The organism is Bifidobacterium sp. LH_419, from assembly GCF_056356955.1.
This window is the reverse complement of record NZ_JBKEVG010000001.1, coordinates 483,274-501,386: the sequence shown is the minus strand read 5'-3', so window position 1 is coordinate 501,386 and position 18,113 is coordinate 483,274. Positions and strand designations below refer to the sequence as shown.

The following is an 18,113-nucleotide window of genomic DNA, read 5'->3' as shown; positions in this document are numbered from 1 at the left end:
ATGCATCGGCGGCCGGAAGGCGGTCAGGCGCTGAAGTCGACCTCGCCGAGCTTGTCGATGAGCTTCATGTTCTCCGAATAGTCGACCGGGCAGGCGATGATGTCGATGCCCGAGCCGGAGCGCAGCGCGGCGCGCAGCGTCGGGTACAGCTCGTCCGCCGATTCGATGAGATGGCCCTTCGCGCCGAAGCTCATGCCGAGCGCCACCACGTCCGGATTGTTGAAGTCCACGTACTCGTGGCTGCCGTCATGCAGGTCCATCTTCCATTTGATGAGGCCGTACGCCTCGTCCACCCACACGAGGATCACGATGCGCGCGCCCACGCGCACCGCCGTCTCGATCTCCTGCACGTTCATCATGAACGAGCCGTCGCCCATCACCGCGAGCACCGGACGGCCCGGGTTCTCCAGCGAGGCGGCGACCGCGCCGGGCAACGTCCACGCCATCGTCGACAGCGAATTGTCGATCACGCACGTGTTCGAATAGTACGTGGGGTAGAGGCGCGCCATCCACATCTTCAACGCGCCCGTGTCGACGAGCGCGATGTCCGTGTCGGTTTCCATCGCGCGGCGCGTGTCGGCGACGATGCGCTGCGGCTTGAGCGGGAACGAGTCATCCTGCGCGTACGACTCGTACTCGTCCGTCAGCAGCTCGTGGATCTTCGGATGGGACACGCCGAACGTCACATGCTGGCGTGCCAGCGCGTCGACCAGCGCGGACAGGGTCGCGTCGATGTTGCCCATGATGTTCAGGGCCGTCGAGTAATGCGCGTCCGTGTCCTCGATGAACGTGTTGATGTGGATGATCGTCTTGTCGTCGTTCGGGTTGATCTTCTTCGGATCGAACTGCTGGATCGAGAAGCCGACCGCGATGATGAGGTCCGCCTCGTCGAACGCGAAGTTCTCGTAGTCGTGGCGCATGAAGCCGACCACGCCGAGCGCCAGCGGGATGCGGTCGGAGATCACGCCCTTGCCTTCGAACGTGGTCGCCACCGGCACGTTGAGCTGCTCGGCCAGGGCGAGCAGACGGTTCTCCGCGTTGCCGCGCGCCACGCCGTTGCCGGCGAGGATGATCGGATGCTTCGCGCCGCGGATGATGCTCACCGCGCGTTCGATCGTGTCCGGCGTGGGCGCGAAGCTCATCGGGTTCGGCAGCGGCAGCGGATGCGCGCCTTCGGGCGCCGGCATCTCGGCCACGTCCTCCGGCAGAATCAGGCAGGTGGCGCCCGGACGGTTGCGCTGGGCGATCGAGAACGCCTTGCGCACCATCTCCGGCACCGAGGCGGGCTCCATCACCATCGACGTCCACTGGGTGAGCGGACGGAACACGCTCACCAGGTCGACGATCTGATGCGACTCCTTATACAGACGGGTCACGTTGCCCTGCGCGCAGATCGCAACCAGCGGCGTCGTGCTCGCGTTCGCCTGCGCGACCGGCAGCGTGAGGTTCAGCGCGCCCGGGCCGAGCGTCGCCAGGCACACGCCCGGCTTGCCGGTCAGGTGGCCCTGTGTGGCGGCCATGAAACCGGCGCCCTGCTCGTGACGGGTCAGGACGAAGCGGATGCGCCCGTCACGCTCGATGGCCTCCATGAGCGGGATGTTCTCCTCGCCGGGGATGCCGTACATGGTCTCCACGCCCTCGTTGACGAGACATTCGACGAACAGGTCGGCGACGGTGCGGATGTGGGTCTTCTTCGATTGCTCCTGCGGCTCGGTCGCCGTGGATGCCGTTGCGTCTGTAGCGTTCACGGTAGGGATAGTGTAACAGCACCGATGTGCGTTTGGGCCTCCCGCCGCATAGTGGACGCGTGTCGGACGGGACCTCCGGCCCCCACTCAGAAGCCACTGAGAATTCACCTGCGCGACGGCATGCGCGGGAACGCCGTTCAACCACGCGGCATACCTTGCAATCGTGAGCAGGATGCAGTCAGGCCGGCGCACGAAGGCCGGCAGGCGACCGTGGGTCGCCATCGCAGGTATCACGTTCCTTCTCGTCGCGGCGCTCGCGGCCCCGCACGCGTCCGCGTCGAACCCGGGAACCGTTCCCTTCTCCGGCGCGGACGCGGCCACGGGCGAACGCACCGTCACCATCGCCGACATCACCGACTTCCACGGGCACATCGAACGCGGCGAGGCGAACGCCGCCGGATTCGCGCTCGCCGACGCGCACAACCCGGGGAACACGGTGCCCGTCTCCGCCGGCGACCTCGTCGGCGGCAGCCCCTACGAATCCGCGTACGAGAAGGACCAGCCCACGCTCGACATGGCCAAGGCGTGGGGACTGACCATCTCCGCCGTCGGCAACCACGAGTTCGACCGCGGCGTCGCCGACTTCAACGACCGCGTCGCCGCGCCCGCCAACGGCATCGACTGGCTGAGTGCCAACGTGTCCGCCGCGAACAAGACGCCCGACGGCCTGCTGAGCCACGTCAAGGACTACACGATCCGCACGGTCAACGGCAAACGCGTCGCGTTCGTCGGCGCGCTCACCGACGCACTCGGCGCCGTCGCCACGCCGCAGATCACCCGCGACGCCGACCTCGACGAGACCGCAGTCCACGCCGTCAACCGCGTCGCCGACCAGCTCAGCGACGGCGACGAGGCGAACGGCGAAGCCGACGCCGTCGTCGCGCTCATCCACGCCGACGCGTCCGCCGCCGCCGGAACCGGCGCGGCGGCGCTCGACCATAACGTCGACCTCGTCTACGCCGGTCACAGCCACGCCGTCAAACGCATGACGACCGCCGCCGGCGCCCCCATCATCGAAGCGGGCAGCTTCGGGCGCGACATGGCCGTGCAGGATCTCGTCATCACCGGCTCCGGACGCACGTCGCACGTCGCCGTGCGTGACGTCGACCCCGGCAACGGCATGACGCCGACCGACGTCGCCGGCGTCTACGCGCTCGACGGCGCGGACGGCACCGACGGCGTCGCCCATGCGAAACAGGCCGCGTGGCGGTCGGCCGGCGAGACCGACGCGCGCGTGCGCCGCGCCGCCGCCATCTGGCGGAAGGCCGCGGCGGGCGCGCGGCGTGTCGGCGGGCGTGTCGTCGGCACCATCGCGCGCGACGCCTACTTCGGCAAGGTGCCGTCGCCCGGCACGGAAAGCGCGCTCGGCGTGCTCGTCGCCGACGCCGAACGCGAGGCCGTGCGCCGCGATTTGTACGCCGGCGACCGGATACCCGTCGTCGGATTCTCCAACGAGGGAAGTCTGAGGACCGCGAACCTCGACCAGAACGGCGACGGGAAGATCACCCTGCGCGAGGTCGACAGCATGATGGCGCTCCAGTTCAAGGTCGCGAAGACCACGCTCACCGGACGCGAGCTCAAGGCCGTGCTCGCCCAGCAATGGCGCGAACACGGCGGCCGCACCGTCATCTCGCGTCTCGGCGTGTCCGGCAACGTGCGGTACCGGTACGTGACCGGCGGGCAGGCGCCCGACGTGCCGGGGGAGAGCGCGGACGACGCGGGCGGCGCGTCGATCGTGGGACTCACGGTCGACGGGCGCGAGATCGGCGACGACGACCTCGTCATCGCCGCATCCAACTCGTTCCTCCTCCAGGGCGGCGACCGGTACACCGCGTTCCGCGCCGGCAGCAGCTACCACGAGCTCGACATGGGGTACGGCGAGGCGCTCGCCGACTATCTCGGCCGTCACCCGGATGTGCGCATCCCGCTGCCCGTCACCGGCACCGTGCTCGTGTAGGGACGGCGGCGAAGCCGACTGGGGAGAGACTCATACGAAAAGGCCCGTCGTGAATTCCTTCACGACGGGCCTTTTTTTACACGTGGCGTGGACCGCGCTACGCGGCGCGCGGCATCACTTCACCGCGTTGAGCCACTGCTCCTTCGTGGCCTTCTCGGCCTCGAGCTTCGCCTTCTTCTTCGGGTCGGACTCGGCGGCGATCTTCTCGTCGAGCTCGGCGAGCTGGGCGTTGAGCTGCTCCTCGAAGCTGGACTTGCGGGCGTCGGCCTCCGGATCGGACTGCTTCCAGGCGGCGTCCTCGACGGCCTTGATCTGCTTGTCGACCGCGTCCAGGCGGCCCTCGATGCGGCGCATGTCGTCACGCGGCACGTAGCCGATCTGGTCCCACTCCTCCTGAATCTTCGCGAGCTCCTGGCGGGCGTGCTTGGCGGCCTTCTCGTCGGCGACCGGCACGAGCGCCTCCGCCTTGACGAGCAGCGCCTCCTTGGCGGCCAGGTTCTCCTTCTCCGAGGAGGAGATCTGGTCGCGGTCGGCCTGACGCGCGTTGAAGAAGGTGTCGGCGGCCTCGCGGAACTGCGCCCACAGGGCGTCGTCCTCGTTGCGGCCGGCGCGGCCCGCCTTCTTCCAGCGGTCCATCAGCTCGTTGAACTTGCGGGAGGTCTCGCCCCACGCGGTGGAGTCCTTGAGCTCGTTCGCCTCGGCGATGATCGCCTCCTTGGCGTCGCGGGCCTCCTTGCGCTCCACGTCGCGGGCCTGCGCCCACTTGCGGCGCGCCTGGTTGAACGTGGTGCGGGCGGCGGAGAAGCGCTTCCACAGCTCGTCGGCGTCCTTCTTGTCGATGCGCACGTTGTTGCGCTGGTGCTCCTGCCACTCGTCGAACAGGGCGCGGAACTTGTCCGCCGTGGAACGCCAGTTCGTGTTGTCGCCGAGCGACGCGGCCAGCTCCTCGGCCTTCACGACGATGGCGGTACGGCCTTCGATGGCCTTCGCCATCGCGGCCTTGCGCGCCTCGGCGATCTGCGCCTTCTTCGCCTCGCCGGCGGCCTTCAGCTCCTCGTACTGGGCCTTCAGGGCGGCGATGTCGCCGACGACGGCCGGCGAGGCGGTCTCCTCGGCGAGCATCTTCAGGGACTCGTCGATCTCGCGCGGCTTGACGTTGCGGGACTTGAGGCGGCCCGCCAGCGCGTCGAGCTTCGCCTTGAGGTCCAGGAAGCGGCGGGCGTACAGGGCCAGCGCCTCCTCCTTGGACACGTCCGGGAACTGGCCGACCTCGCGCTCGGTCTCGCCCTCCCTGACGTACACGGTGCCGTCGTCGGCGACGCGGCCGAACGCCTCGGCCTCGTGGATCGCGGCCTCGGCGTGGCCGCTCTTGGCGGCCGACGCGGCGGGGCGCGCGGCGGCGGGCTTGTGGGCGAACGCGGCCGGGGACGGCGCGTGCGGCTTCGGCATCGCCGAGGGTTTCGGAGCTGCCGCGGGCGCGGTCTGTTCCACCGCGGGCTGCGTCGCCTGCTCGGTGGGCTCGGTGGTGTTCTCGGTTTCGGTGACGTTCTCGTCGGCCATGGCCAGCTCCTTACAGCTTGGAAGTATGTGCGGCGTGCATCCCGCATCGCGATACCCGGGGAATCCGCTCGGACCCCCATGGGAATATGGCGATGTTTGACGCAACCCTCACCTATTATATTGATTCCGTGGCTAAAGGCGCATCAATTTCAGGATTTCCAGAGTGGCTCCCCTCTGAACGCGTTGTGGAGCAGCGTGTCATCGACACGCTCCGTGAGGTTTTCGAGCTCAACGGCTTCCTCGGCATCGAGACCCGTGCCGTGGAGACCGGAGCGTCCCTGCTGAAGAAAGGCGAGACCAGCAAGGAGATCTACCTGCTGTCCCGTCTGCAGGAGGTCGGTCGCGAGTCCGACACCCCGATCGAGGAACGGCTCGGCCTGCACTTCGACCTCACCGTGCCGCTGAGCCGGTACGTGGTCGAGCATTCCGGCCAGCTCGCCTTCCCGTTCAAGCGGTGGCAGATCCAGAAGGTCTGGCGCGGCGAACGTCCCCAGGAGGGCCGCTACCGCGAATTCGTCCAGGCCGACATCGACGTGATCGGACAGGGCGACCTGCCCGACCACTACGAGGTGGAGCTGCCGCTCGTCATGGTCTCGGCGCTCGAACGCCTGCGCGCGTTCGGCCTGCCGAAGGCGACCGTGCACGCGAACAACCGCAAGCTGTCCGAGGGCTTCTACCGCGGGCTCGGCCTGACCGACATCGAAGGCGTGCTGCGCGAGATCGACAAGCTCGACAAGATCGGCGCCGACGAGGTCGCGAAGCTCCTCGTCGAGGAGTGCGGCGCGTCCGAGGCGCAGGCGCGCGCCTGCCTCGAACTCGCCGAGCTGACCGCCGCCGACGGCGCCGAGCTCGCGTCGAAGTTCGACGCGCTGTGCGCGGCCCATGGCATCGCGGCCGATTCCGAGGCGTACGCGCTCGCCAAGCAGGGCCTCGACACGCTCGCGATGATCGTCGACCAGGCCGCGGCCATCCGCCCCGGCTCCGTGATCGCCGACCTCAAGATCGCGCGCGGACTCGACTACTACACCGGCTCCGTCTACGAGACGTTCCTCGACGGCGCCGCGTCGCTCGGCTCGATCTGCTCGGGCGGCCGCTACGACAACCTCGCCTCGCAGGGCAGCCGCAAGTACCCGGGCGTGGGCCTGTCCATCGGCCTGAGCCGTCTCGTCAGCTACATGCTGCACACCGCCGGCGCGCACGCGAGCCGCGTCTCGCCGGCCAGCGTGCTTGTCGCCGTATGGAACGAGGAGGACCGCGCCGCGTCGAACGCGATCGCGAACACGCTGCGCTCGCGCGGCATCGCCGCCGACGTGGCGCCCACCGCGGCCAAGCTCGGCAAGCAGATCAAGTACGCCGACAAGCTCGGCATCCCGTACGTGTGGTTCCCCGGCCAGGAGGGCGCGGGCGACGAGGTGAAGAACATCGTCTCCGGCGACCAGAACCCGGCCGACGCCACGTCATGGGAGCCGGATACTGTTAGTGCCCGGCAAACCGTAGTCATCGACTGAGAACCGCCGTCCCCGCGTCGTGTCGGACGGCGTGTCGGGACACGTCAAGAACTGAAAGAGGAAGCATGAGCCAGACGGCTTACAGAACACACCATGCCACCGAAGTCACCGAGGCGCTGGTCGGTCAGAAGGTCACCCTCGCCGGTTGGGTCGACCGTCGCCGCGACCACGGCGGCGTCGCCTTCATCGATCTGCGCGATGCGACCGGCCTCGTGCAGGTCGTCATCTACGACGAGGACATGGCCCGCCCGCTGCGCAGCGAATTCGTCATCCAGGTCGTCGGCGAGGTCCGCCTGCGCCCGGAGGGCAACGAGAACGAGCATCTCGCCACCGGCAAGATCGAGGTCGTCGCCGAGACCATCGAGGTGCTCGCCAAGTCCGACGCCCTGCCGTTCCAGGTGTCCACCGCGCTCGAGAACGAGTCCGAGAACAAGCTGCCCGGCGAGGATGTGCGCCTGAAGTACCGCTACCTCGACCTGCGCCGCCCGTCCATGCAGCACAACCTCAAGCTGCGCTCCGACATGGCCAAGGCCGCCCGCCACGCCCTGGAGGACATGGACTTCACCGAGGTCGAGACCCCGACGTTCATCAAGTCCACCCCGGAGGGCGCCCGCGACTTCGTCGTGCCGGCCCGCCTCGTGCCCGGCTCCTGGTACGCGCTGCCGCAGTCCCCGCAGCTGCTCAAGCAGCTGCTCATGGTCTCCGGCGTCGAGCGCTACTACCAGCTGGCCCGCTGCTACCGCGACGAGGACTTCCGCGCCGACCGCCAGCCCGAGTTCACGCAGCTCGACATGGAGATGGCGTACGTCGACCAGGAGGACGTCATGGCCATGGCCGAGAAGGTCATCGCCGCCATCTGGAAGACCGCCGGCTACGAGGTGCAGCTGCCGCTGCCGCGCATCACCTGGCAGGACGCCATGGACAAGTACGGCTCCGACAAGCCGGACCTGCGCTTCGGCAACCCGCTCATCGAGCTCACCGAATACTTCAAGGACACGCCGTTCCGCGTGTTCCAGGCCCCCTATGTGGGCGCGGTCCTGTTCAAGGGCGGCGCCTCCACGCCGCGTCGCCAGTTCGACGCGTGGCAGGAGTGGGCCAAGCAGCGCGGCGCCAAGGGCCTCGCCTACGTGTCCTTCACCGAGGACGGCGAGCTCAAGGGACCCGTCGCCAAGAACCTGTCCGAAGCGGAGCGCAATGGCCTGATGCAGGCCGTGGGCGCCGAGCCGGGCGACGCCGTGTTCTTCGCCGCCGGCTCCCGCGAGTCCTCCCAGCTGCTGCTGGGCGCCGTGCGCGTCGAGCTCGCCTCCCGCGCGGGACTCCTGGACCCGAAGAAGTTCGCGTTCACGTGGGTCGTCGACTTCCCGCTGTTCAAGCCGACCGACGATCCGGACGACGACGACGTGGCGGTCGGCCACTCCAAGTGGACCTCCATGCACCACCCGTTCACGATGCCGTCCAAGGACTGGATCGACAAGTTCGACCAGGATCCGGAGCACGCCATGTCCGACTCCTACGACATCGTCTGCAACGGCGAGGAGATGGGCGGCGGTTCGGTGCGTATCCACCGCGACGACATCCAGGACCGCGTGCTCAACGTCCTCGGCATCTCCTCCGAGGAGGCGGCCGAGAAGTTCGGCTTCCTGCTCGAGGCGTTCAAGTACGGCGCCCCGCCGCATGCGGGCATCGCCCTCGGCTGGGACCGCACCGTGTCGATCCTCGCCGGCGCCGACACCATCCGCGACGTCATCGCCTTCCCGAAGGCGGGCGGCGGCCGCGACCCGCTGACCGGTGCCCCGGCCCCGATCTCGGCCGAGCAGCGTGCCGAGACCGGCGTCGACTACGACCCGGAAGAGGACGAGGACTGATCGTCCCCATCCAAGGGTGAGCCCCCATCAGGGGGCTCACCCTTTTTCAAACCCACCCGTTCCCATGGTGCGGTAAAACCCCCATGGTGCGGTGTCGCAAAACGGCTTGATTTCGCGGTTGTGGAGAAAGTGTGTTGCCGCACCATGGGAAGGTCACCGCACCATGGGGCGGTGCATGGACGCCTCGCGCGCCAAGGCGCGTCGATGGTATTCGCCGCGGCGCGCGTTGGGACGGAGGGACGGGTCTGCGAGCGCGCGATGCGCGCGGCTCGGCATCGCCGTGAACGGCATGCCGGCCGCGTCCGCCACACGTCGCGCGAAGTCACATCGTCCGTCGGCGTCACGTATGTCGTCGGCGAACGTCTCGATGACCGTCCACCCCATCGCGCGCAGCTCCCGGCGTTTGCGCTGGTCCCGGACGTATTGGCTGCGGAACCGGCGATGATGGTCGCCGTCGTATTCGATGGCGACACGGCGCTCCGGGTACGCCATGTCAACGACGTACCGGGTCGTTCCACCGGGAGCCGCGACGGCATGATGCATGACCGGCATCGGCAGGCCATACCGCAGCAGCGCGAGCCGCGAACGGGTCTCCTGCACGGAGTCGGACGGTCGCATGAGCGGTCGGGCCGCGTCGCATCGCGCCCGGCCGGCGATGCGGCGAAACGCCGTAAGCCGATTGGCGAGATCATCGAACGCGTACCCGAATCGTCGGACGATCGCTTCGCCGAGCACCACCATCTCGGTGAGATCCAGATATCGGGCGTATTGGATCCACGTATCGATGGGATGCACGCATACCAATCCGTTGGGGAACGTATACGTGGCGAACGGCTGGTTCCAGGTGCGGAAATCGACGCCGTCGAGGGACGATCGTGCCACACGGTCGCGCACGACGACGCGGAAATCACATCGTGGCAGTCCGCCGCATCGTGGCGTTTCGACGGCGTACAGCGTCAACGCCGTGTCCAAGGCGAAGCAGGTCGTGCGCTCCGTCCTCACCCGCGGCAGCAGCCCCAGGCACGCCTGCGCCTTTGCCGCCGCCTGTTCGTTCAGGCGGCGTCTCACGTAATCGTGGACCTCGCCGTCCATGGGCGCTTCGTCATAGCCGTATGTGTTCATCCGGGCATGATAACCGAAGCCGGATCGGGAGGGACATGATTCCGGGCGATGTGGATAACCCGGTCGATTCCGGATGCCGCTACGGCGTGTCCCGTCGGATTGTCCACAATCGGCGAAGTCGTCGTTTCGTCCTAATGTACGAACGGCATCGTGAATACGGGTTCTTCGATATGCCAGAGGAACCGAACGAAAGGAAACCAGCCAAGTTGCGCCTGTGAAGGATGACGGTACTCCAGCGGGACCACGCGTCGAAGCGTGCCGCCGCGCGTCATCCGTCAATGGGCTCAGGCTTCCGCCCGTCCGGGCGTGGCCGATCGCAGGCGACGATATGTGCCGGGCCCGTTGGCCGTATCCGGTCCCACGCCGTCATCGACATCGCATCCCAAGCGGCACGCCCGACGTGAAAGGCGCGACCCATGCAACCCTCCATCCTCACTCTCACCAATATCACCTTCACCTATCCGGACGCTCCGGAGCCGTTGTTCGCCGACGTCGACGTATCGTTCCCGCGCGGCTGGACCGCCGTCGTCGGCGACAACGGCATCGGCAAATCCACACTCATGGCCATCGTGCGCGGCACCGTCATCCCCGATGGGGGAACCGTCACGCCCAATCCGAAACGTCTCGTCATCGGCCATTGCCCGCAAGGCGTCGACGTCTCGCCGGAACGTCTCGACATGTTCGCCGCCGACTGGTCGCCCGAGACGATCGCCGTACGCGACATGCTCGGCGTGGGCGACGACTGGCCGTACCGTTACGACACGCTGTCCGGCGGCGAGAGGAAGCGCGTGCAGCTCGCCTGCGCGCTCGCCGCACGCCCCGACGTGCTGATACTCGACGAGCCGACGAACCATGTCGACGCCGTCGCGCGGGCGCGCATCGTCGACGCGATGCGCGCCTACCGCGGCATCGGCGTCGTCGTCTCGCACGACGCGGCGCTCATCGACGCGACCTGCGGCCGGTGCGTCGTCTTCTCGCGACGTCACGTCGGCTCCCGCAACGTGACCGTCGTCGACGCGGTTCCGGGCGGATGGACGCAGGTCTCGGCGACGATCGCGGCGCGCGACGACGCCGACGCCGCCGCGTTGTCCGAGGCGCGGCGCGAGACCGCCCGATTGGCGGCGTCCCGCGCGCGGGAGTTCGGCAAGGTGCGGCAGGTCGAGGCGGCGAAACGCGGCGGCCGCCATATCGACCGACACGACCATGACGCGAGGGACAGACGCCAATTGGCGAAGATGACCGGTCTCGACCGCGGAGTCACCCGCGCCTACGCGCGGCTCGACGCCCGGGCGATTGCGGCGCGGCGGCGGGAGGCGGATCTCACGGTCGCGGCGAAACGCTACGACGGTGACATCTGGATGGACATTGCGCCGAGCCGGCGACGCGAATTGATACGACTGGATTCGGGCGTGGTCCGGTTCGACGGACGGGACGCCGCCGATACCGGGCCGGAAAGCGTGAGCAAGGACGGCCTAGGACTCGACTCGTCCGACTCGTCCGGGTTGTCGCGGGCCGTCGTCTCCGGCGGACGCATCCGACTGTCGCCGGCCGTCGACGAGACTTCGGCCATAGGACTTGCGATCCCGACGATCTCGGTCGGTCCGCGCGACCATGTCGCGGTGACGGGGCCGAACGGCACCGGCAAGTCGACGTTGTTGCGCACGATGCTCGCGCACGCCGCCGACGTACCGAAACTGATTGTCGCCCAGGAACTCACCGACGATGACCGCGATACGGCGATGGGCCGTTTGCAGGGGCTGTCCGCCGGCGACCGGGCCCGTGTGCTGGGCGCGTACGCGCGGCTCAACGCCGACCCGGACCGGCTGTTGGCCGGGGAATCCCCGTCGCCGGGCGAACTGCGCAAGCTTCTGGTGTGTCTGGCGTTGCCGGACGGTCCGCAATTGATCGTCATGGACGAGCCGACGAATCATCTCGACCTGTCGTCGAAGGCGTCGCTGGCCCGCTTGCTGGCTGATTACCCGGGCGCGCTGGTCGTCGTCTCCCACGACGAGCGCTTCCTTGGAACCTGCATTCCCATGGTGCGGTAAAACCCCCATGGTGCGGTGGCGTGAAACGGCTTGATTCCGGGGTTATGGAGGAAGTGTGTTGTCGCACCATGGGGACATCGCCGCACCATGGGGATGGGGTGCGGATGGAACCGGTTATAGGGAACGGGTATAGGCGCGCCGGGCGGCGGCGTGGTGGGCGCCGCTATGCTGGGCGGACGAACGCATGACGAAGGGGGACTTATGACGTTGGAGATACTGGACTGGCATGACGGGGACCTGCTGGCGAAGCCGGTGTTCGACAAGCTGAACGCGATGGTCGCGGCCGGGGTGCCGGAATCGAAGATCCTGGGCGTGACCATCAACACGGACGAGGAGTCGGATACCGACCTGTGGTGCCCGAAGTACGGGGTGCCGTTCTCGATCACCGGCAACGTGGTCGTCGTGCACACGCACAAGACGCGCAAGGCGCCGCCGCAGTTCGCCGCCGCGTTCGTCACGGCGGACACGCGCGCCGACCTCAACGGCGTCGTCAAGCACACGCTGGAGGTGTCCAAGGTGAGCTTCGCGCCGATCGCGGCGGCCGTCGAGGCGACCGGCATGGAGTCGGGCGGCATGTCGCCGATCGGCCTGCCGGAGTCCTGGCCGCTGCTCGTCGACCAGCACATCCTGTCGATCCCGAAGCTGTATCTGGGTTCCGGCGTGCGCCCCTCCAAGCTCGTGGTGGACGGTTCGATCTTCGCCGACATCCCGGGCGTGCGGTTCGTCGCGGGCCTCGGCAAGCCGCGTCCGGTGCAGTGACGCGCGTGCCCATGGTGCGGTGAAACCCCCATGGTGCGATGAATCACCCATGGTGCGGTGGCGCGAAACGGCTTGATTCCGGGGTTGTGGAGGAAGTGTGTTGCCGCACCATGGGGAAGAGGGCGCTGGGGAATGGGGCGGGATGATGGATAAGTGTCTCACATGGTGAACAGTTGATGTCCGGCTGGTAGTCTGCCGGTAACACAGTGCCGTTATACTGACCTCCCATGTCAGAGAAACTAGAAGAAACGCGCCCCGTCGCGCCCCTCGTGCCGGGCAATGAGACCTCCGGCCACCCGCTCGTCGAGCTGACCCACGTCGAGAAGCACTTCGGCGATCTGCACGTCCTGAAAGACATCAACCTCACCGTCAACAAGGGCGAGGTGCTCGTCATCGTCGGCCCGTCCGGCTCCGGCAAGTCCACGATGTGCCGCACCATCAACCGTCTGGAGACCATCGACTCCGGCGACATCCGCATCGACGGCAAAGCCCTGCCGCAGGAGGGCAGGGAGCTCGCCAACCTGCGCGCCGAGGTCGGCATGGTGTTCCAGTCGTTCAACCTGTTCGCCAACAAGACCATCCTGGAGAACGTGACGCTCGCGCCGATCAAGGTCCGCCATATGGACAAGAAGGAGGCCGAACGCCTCGCCATGGACCTGCTCGCCCGCGTCGGCGTCGACTCGCAGGCGGGCAAGATGCCCTCCCAGCTCTCCGGCGGCCAGCAGCAGCGCGTCGCCATCGCCCGCGCGCTCGCCATGCGCCCGAAGGTCATGCTGTTCGACGAGCCGACCTCCGCGCTCGACCCGGAGATGGTCAACGAGGTGCTCGACGTCATGGTCGAGCTCGCCCACGAGGGCATGACCATGCTGTGCGTCACCCACGAGATGGGCTTCGCGCGCAAGGCCGCGGACCGCATCGTGTTCATGGCCGACGGCCAGATCCTCGAACAGAACACGCCCGACGAGTTCTTCGAGCATCCGAAGACCGAGCGCGCCAAGGACTTCCTGTCGAAGATCCTCACCCACTGACGGACCGAGGGAAAGACAAGAAGGCAAGCATATGACGTTCAAACCATCAGTGAAGCGGATGGCGCGCCGCGCGATCGCCGTCGTGGCCGCGCTCGCCTGCACGATGTCGCTGGCCGCCTGCGGCTCCGACGAGGCGGGCAAGATCCGCATCGGCATCAAGTTCGACCAGCCGGGCCTCGGCTTCAAGAAGTCCGGCACCTACGTCGGCTTCGACGTGGACGTGGCCAAGTACATCGCCAAGAAGCTCGGCTACTCCGAGGACGAGATCATCTGGAAGGAGGCCCCGTCCAAGCAGCGTGAGGCCATGCTCCAGAACGGCGACGTGGACATGATCCTCGCCACCTATTCGATCACCGACGAGCGCAAGAAGGCCGTCTCCTTCGCCGGCCCGTACTTCGTGGCCGGCCAGGACCTGCTCGTGCGCAAGGACGACACGTCCATCAACGGCCCCGAGGACCTCAACGGCAAGCGCCTGTGCTCCGTGACCGGTTCGACCTCCGCTGCCACCGTCAAGGAGAAGTTCGCCTCCGAGGTGCAGCTCATGGAGCAGCCGGGCTACGCGGAATGCGCGACCGCCCTGTTCTCCGGCATCGTCGACGCGGTCACCACCGACGACATCATCCTCGCCGGCCTCGCCTCCGCCTCCCGCGGCAAGCTGCGCGTCGTCGGCAAGCCGTTCACGCAGGAGTACTACGGCGTGGGCATCAAGAAGGGCGACACCAAGTTCGCCGCGCAGATCAACAACGCGATCGTCGACATGATCCAGGACGGCTCCTGGAAGCGCGCGATCAGTGACAACACGAAGGGCACGGCGTACACGCCGAACGCGGAGTACAACCCGCCGACGCCCGACGAGGGCGAGGGGGACAAGTGATGAACGGATTCCTCGAACTGTTCAGCCAGTACGACGTGCCCGGCGCGTTCCTCGTCAACATCGAACTGACCCTGTGGAGCGCCCTGTTCTCGATGATCCTCGGCGTGATCCTCGTGGTCATGCGCATCTCGCCGATCTCGTCCCTCAGGGCCGTGGCCGGCGCCTACGTGGAGCTGTTCAAGAACCTGCCGCTCACCATCATCATGGTGTTCATGGTGCTCGGCGCGTACGCGCAGCTGAAGCTCACCTTCTCCGACACGTTCGCCACGAACTTCTTCTGGCTGGCGGTCATGGGCCTGAGCCTGTACACGGCCGCGTTCGTGTGCGAGTCGCTGCGCTCCGGCATCAACACGGTGCCGCTCGGCCAGGCCGAGGCGGCCCGCGCGCTGGGCCTCGGCTTCATGCAGTCCGCCACCGAGATCATCCTGCCGCAGGCGTTCCGCGGTTCGGTCGCCCCGCTCGGCAACACGCTGATCGCGCTGCTCAAGAACTCGACCGTCGCCGCCGCCGCGTCCGTCTCCACCGAGACGTCGTCGCTGATGAGCCAGATGATCGAGTTCCGCCCGGACGTCATCATCCAGATCTTCCTGATCTTCGCGTTCGGCTACGTGATTCTGATCATCCCGATCGGCATGCTCACCACGTACCTGTCCAACAAGCTCGCCGTGAGGAGGTGACCGAGTCATGGCCGATACTTCCAATTCCGTCCTGTTCGACGCGCCCGGTCCTAAGGGCCGCCGCACCATCCGCATCATCAACTGGGTCGCCGGCCTGGTCTTCGCCGTGCTCGTCGTACTTATGCTCATGCGTCTGCACAACCCGCCGGACGGCGAGAACCAGCTGAGCTGGGAGCTGTGGAAGCCCGCCCTCGAGAAGGAGGCGTGGACCGACTTCTACCTGCCCGGCCTGTGGATGACCGTCAAGGCGACCGTGCTCGCCGTGGTCGGCGCCGTCCTGTTCGGCCTCGTGTTCGGCGTGGGTCGACTCCTGCCGAACCCGCTCGTGCGCGGCGTGTCCGCCGTGATCGTCGAGTTCTGCCGCGCCGTGCCGGTGCTGTTGCTCATGATCTTCTTCTGGCGCTGGTTCGCGTTCGCCGGATTCCCGAGCCCCTCGTACTGGGCGGTCGTCATCGCGCTCGTGCTCTACAACGGCTCGGTCGTCGCCGAGCTCGTGCGCTCCGGCGTCGGCAATCTGCCGAACGGCCAGCGTGAGGCGTCCCTCGCCCTGGGACTCACCGAAACGCAGTCGCTCATCCAGATCGAGGTGCCGCAGGCCGTCTACGCGATGCTGCCCGCCGCCGTCACCCAGCTCGTCGTCGTCCTGAAGGACACGGCGCTCGGCTCGATCATCATGTACACGGATCTGCTGCAGGAGTCGCGTCGACTCGGCTCGATGTACTTCAACATCCTGCAGACGCTCGTCATGGCCGCGGTCATCTACTTCATCGCCTGCTGGCTGCTGTCCCGACTCGCCGAATGGCTGCCGGAACGCATGCAGCAGCGCACGGCCGCGCCCGCCGAACCCGAGCCGGTCGCGCCGATCGCCGCCGGCGACCCGTCGAACATCAACCAGATCGCCGTCGCCAAGGAGGTGGAGGAGCTGCCGCTCGGCGGTGCGCCCCGCCAGTACCACGTGCACCACCGCGGCACGAACGCGTCGATCCGCAACTGGCGCCGCACCCGCTACGAGCAGGGTTATGACGCCACGCAGCCCGAATCGCAGATCGATCCGGAGACCGGCCGTCTGATCCGCGACGAGGAGGCGGAACGCAAGGCGAAGGCCGCGAAGGCGGCGCGCCTCGCCGCCAAGGCCGCCAAGGAGAACGGCGGCGAACCGCCCGAACGCCACGACCAGTACGGCCACGGCGAGAAGCACGACCGCGCCGTCTTCAAGCCGCACGGCGACATCGGCAAGAAGGACCACAACCACGACGACATGGGGCACCGTCCGAAGATCTGAGCGACACGAAGAGTTCACCCATCGTTCGGCCGCGCCCCTCGTCGCGTAGCGAAACGGCGGATAGGTTAGGGAGCATGACACCGTTCCCGAACCTGTCCGCCGTCATCGTATCCGCGCGCATCCGGTCCCTCCGCGCCGCGGCCGCCGCGCTCGTCGCCGCGACCGCGGCCGTCGCGGCCGTCGCCGTGGCCGCCGTCGCGCCGATCCCCGGCGCCGTTCCCGCCGCGCGCGCCGACCAGTTGCCCAACCCCGACTGGGCTGCCCTCCTCGCCGACTACGAGAAGGACTACTGGAAGGCGCCCACCAGCGCGCAGGACGGCGGCAAGGTGCTCGACAAAACCGTGATGAAGCGCGACGGGGACCTCGCCGTCGCCATCAACCACAAGGGGGCCGAAGGCGCCGACGCCGACGGGCTCACCCCGCAGCGCAGACGCGCGCTCGTCGACTCCGACCTCAGGGCGCGCGAGACCATGCCCGACGCGCTCGGCCCCGTGCTCGGCCGCTACATGCGCGAAGGCATCGACGGACACCGGCTCGGCCGCGTCGTCGACCTGTTCCGCTTCGACGTCGCCTCCACCTACGAGTCGAAGCGGGCGGCCATGCACCCGCGGCCCTACCTCGACCGCTCGGTGAGCGCCTACAACGGCACGAACGACCTCGCGGGACTGCCCGCCACGCTCGACATCAGGCAGGCGCCCGCATGGGGCGACCACGTCCCCGGCTACTCGAACCTGCAGAAGAACAGCTCCTACCCGTCCGGACACACGACCACGGCCTATTCGTGGGGCGTGGCGCTCGCCGGCATGATCCCCGAACTCGCGCCGCAGATCATGGCGCGCACCTCGGAGGCGGGCAACAACCGCATCGTGCTCGGCGTCCACTATCCGCTCGACGTCATCGGCGGGCGCATCGGCGGCTCCGCGCAGAACGGGCAATACTGGCACAACGAGTTCGGCACGTCGGTCGCCCCCGCCGCGCGGCAGCTGCGCGCCTACCTCACCGAACGCTGCAGGGCGGACGGCCACGGCGCGACGCTCAAGGCGTGCATCGCGGACCTCAAAGCCACCGGCGAAGGCGGCTATACGAACGGGTTCCTCGACCCGGTGGCCGACGAGCCGGTCAGGGACCGGGCGTCCGCCGTCCGCGTCTACGTCAAGCGCATGACCTACGGATTCGCGCAGAACAAGACCGAGAAGGGCGAACCGTTCACCGCGCCGCGCGGCGCCGCCGACGTGCTGCGTCTCGCCTACCCGCAGCTGCACGCCGACCAGCGGAACGCGATCCTCGCGAAGACCGCGCTCGACTCCGGATACCCGTTATGGAAGTCGTCCGACGGCTGGCAGCGCATCGACTGGGCGAAGGCCCTGTGCGCCCGCGTCACGTTGGATGCGAACGGCGACGTCGCCAAGGTCGAGACCGCCGACGACGTCGAAGACGCGTTCGACGGTCCGACCGTCGTCAACGCGCAATACGCGGACCGCGGAAACCATCCCGACTCCGATGCGGCGGCCGGCGAGAACGGCGACGAGGCCGCCGGACCCGGGCCCGCGGCGAAGCGCCTCGATCGTCGGGCGCTCACCGCGGTCGCCCTCGGCACCGTCGCCGTCGCCGCGGTCGGCACGGCGTTGCGCGTGCGCGACCGCCGCCGCTCGCGCCGCGCCGCGTGACCGTCCGGTGCCGGCGGC

Annotated in this window: 12 protein-coding genes and 1 pseudogene; 10 read left to right on the top strand and 3 right to left on the bottom strand. The window is 67.9% G+C overall.

Features of this window, described 5'->3' with window-relative positions; translation table 11 throughout:
- Positions 1-23 precede the first annotated feature (23 nt).
- Positions 24-1,682 (bottom strand): acetolactate synthase large subunit, encoded by a 1,659-nt coding sequence (locus tag AC1AYX_RS02345; RefSeq protein ID WP_476502041.1) that lies wholly within the window; start codon positions 1,680-1,682, stop codon positions 24-26.
- A gap of 238 nt (positions 1,683-1,920) precedes the next feature.
- Between AC1AYX_RS02345 and AC1AYX_RS02340 the strand changes: the two genes are divergently transcribed.
- Positions 1,921-3,705, top strand: a complete 1,785-nt coding sequence (locus AC1AYX_RS02340; RefSeq protein ID WP_476502040.1) for a bifunctional metallophosphatase/5'-nucleotidase — start codon at positions 1,921-1,923, stop codon at positions 3,703-3,705.
- A 114-nt stretch (positions 3,706-3,819) separates the two neighbouring features.
- On the opposite strand, the gene AC1AYX_RS02335 is transcribed toward AC1AYX_RS02340, so the two are convergent.
- Positions 3,820-5,265 carry a DUF349 domain-containing protein gene (locus AC1AYX_RS02335; RefSeq protein WP_476501974.1) on the bottom strand — a complete coding sequence of 482 codons (1,446 nt, stop codon included), beginning with the start codon at positions 5,263-5,265 and terminating at the stop codon, positions 3,820-3,822.
- A gap of 128 nt (positions 5,266-5,393) precedes the next feature.
- Here AC1AYX_RS02335 and hisS point away from each other — a divergent pair, with 128 nt between their 5' ends.
- Positions 5,394-6,773 (top strand): histidine--tRNA ligase, encoded by a 1,380-nt coding sequence (gene hisS, locus AC1AYX_RS02330; protein ID WP_476501973.1) that lies wholly within the window; start codon positions 5,394-5,396, stop codon positions 6,771-6,773.
- Between the two features lie 65 nt (positions 6,774-6,838).
- Complete coding sequence (aspS, locus tag AC1AYX_RS02325; protein WP_476501972.1) at positions 6,839-8,638, top strand: aspartate--tRNA ligase; 1,800 nt, start codon at positions 6,839-6,841, stop codon at positions 8,636-8,638.
- A gap of 153 nt (positions 8,639-8,791) precedes the next feature.
- On the opposite strand, the gene AC1AYX_RS02320 is transcribed toward aspS, so the two are convergent.
- Entirely contained in the window at positions 8,792-9,730 is a 939-nt protein-coding gene (locus AC1AYX_RS02320; protein WP_476501971.1) for an endonuclease domain-containing protein, read from the bottom strand.
- 446 nt (positions 9,731-10,176) lie between these two features.
- Between AC1AYX_RS02320 and AC1AYX_RS02315 the strand changes: the two genes are divergently transcribed.
- From AC1AYX_RS02315 to AC1AYX_RS02285, 7 genes and pseudogenes are all read left to right on the top strand, one after another.
- Entirely contained in the window at positions 10,177-11,808 is a 1,632-nt protein-coding gene (locus AC1AYX_RS02315; RefSeq protein ID WP_476501970.1) for an ATP-binding cassette domain-containing protein, read from the top strand.
- A 201-nt stretch (positions 11,809-12,009) separates the two neighbouring features.
- On the top strand, positions 12,010-12,567 hold the full coding sequence (locus AC1AYX_RS02310) for a YbaK/EbsC family protein (protein WP_476501969.1): 558 nt from the start codon (positions 12,010-12,012) through the stop codon (positions 12,565-12,567).
- Between the two features lie 227 nt (positions 12,568-12,794).
- On the top strand, positions 12,795-13,595 hold the full coding sequence (locus AC1AYX_RS02305; RefSeq protein ID WP_476501968.1) for an amino acid ABC transporter ATP-binding protein: 801 nt from the start codon (positions 12,795-12,797) through the stop codon (positions 13,593-13,595).
- A gap of 31 nt (positions 13,596-13,626) precedes the next feature.
- The gene (locus tag AC1AYX_RS02300) at positions 13,627-14,469 is read left to right on the top strand and encodes a glutamate ABC transporter substrate-binding protein (RefSeq protein ID WP_476501967.1); all 843 of its coding nucleotides are present in this window, start codon (positions 13,627-13,629) and stop codon (positions 14,467-14,469) included.
- The gene (locus AC1AYX_RS02295) at positions 14,469-15,146 is read left to right on the top strand and encodes an amino acid ABC transporter permease (RefSeq protein ID WP_476502039.1); all 678 of its coding nucleotides are present in this window, start codon (positions 14,469-14,471) and stop codon (positions 15,144-15,146) included. Before AC1AYX_RS02300 ends, AC1AYX_RS02295 begins: the two co-directional genes overlap by 1 nt.
- 7 nt (positions 15,147-15,153) lie before the next feature.
- Positions 15,154-16,251: pseudogene (locus AC1AYX_RS02290) on the top strand (amino acid ABC transporter permease); the annotation flags it as partial.
- 251 nt (positions 16,252-16,502) lie between these two features.
- Positions 16,503-18,095, top strand: a complete 1,593-nt coding sequence (locus tag AC1AYX_RS02285) for an acid phosphatase (protein WP_476501966.1) — start codon at positions 16,503-16,505, stop codon at positions 18,093-18,095.
- Positions 18,096-18,113: the final 18 nt, after the last annotated feature.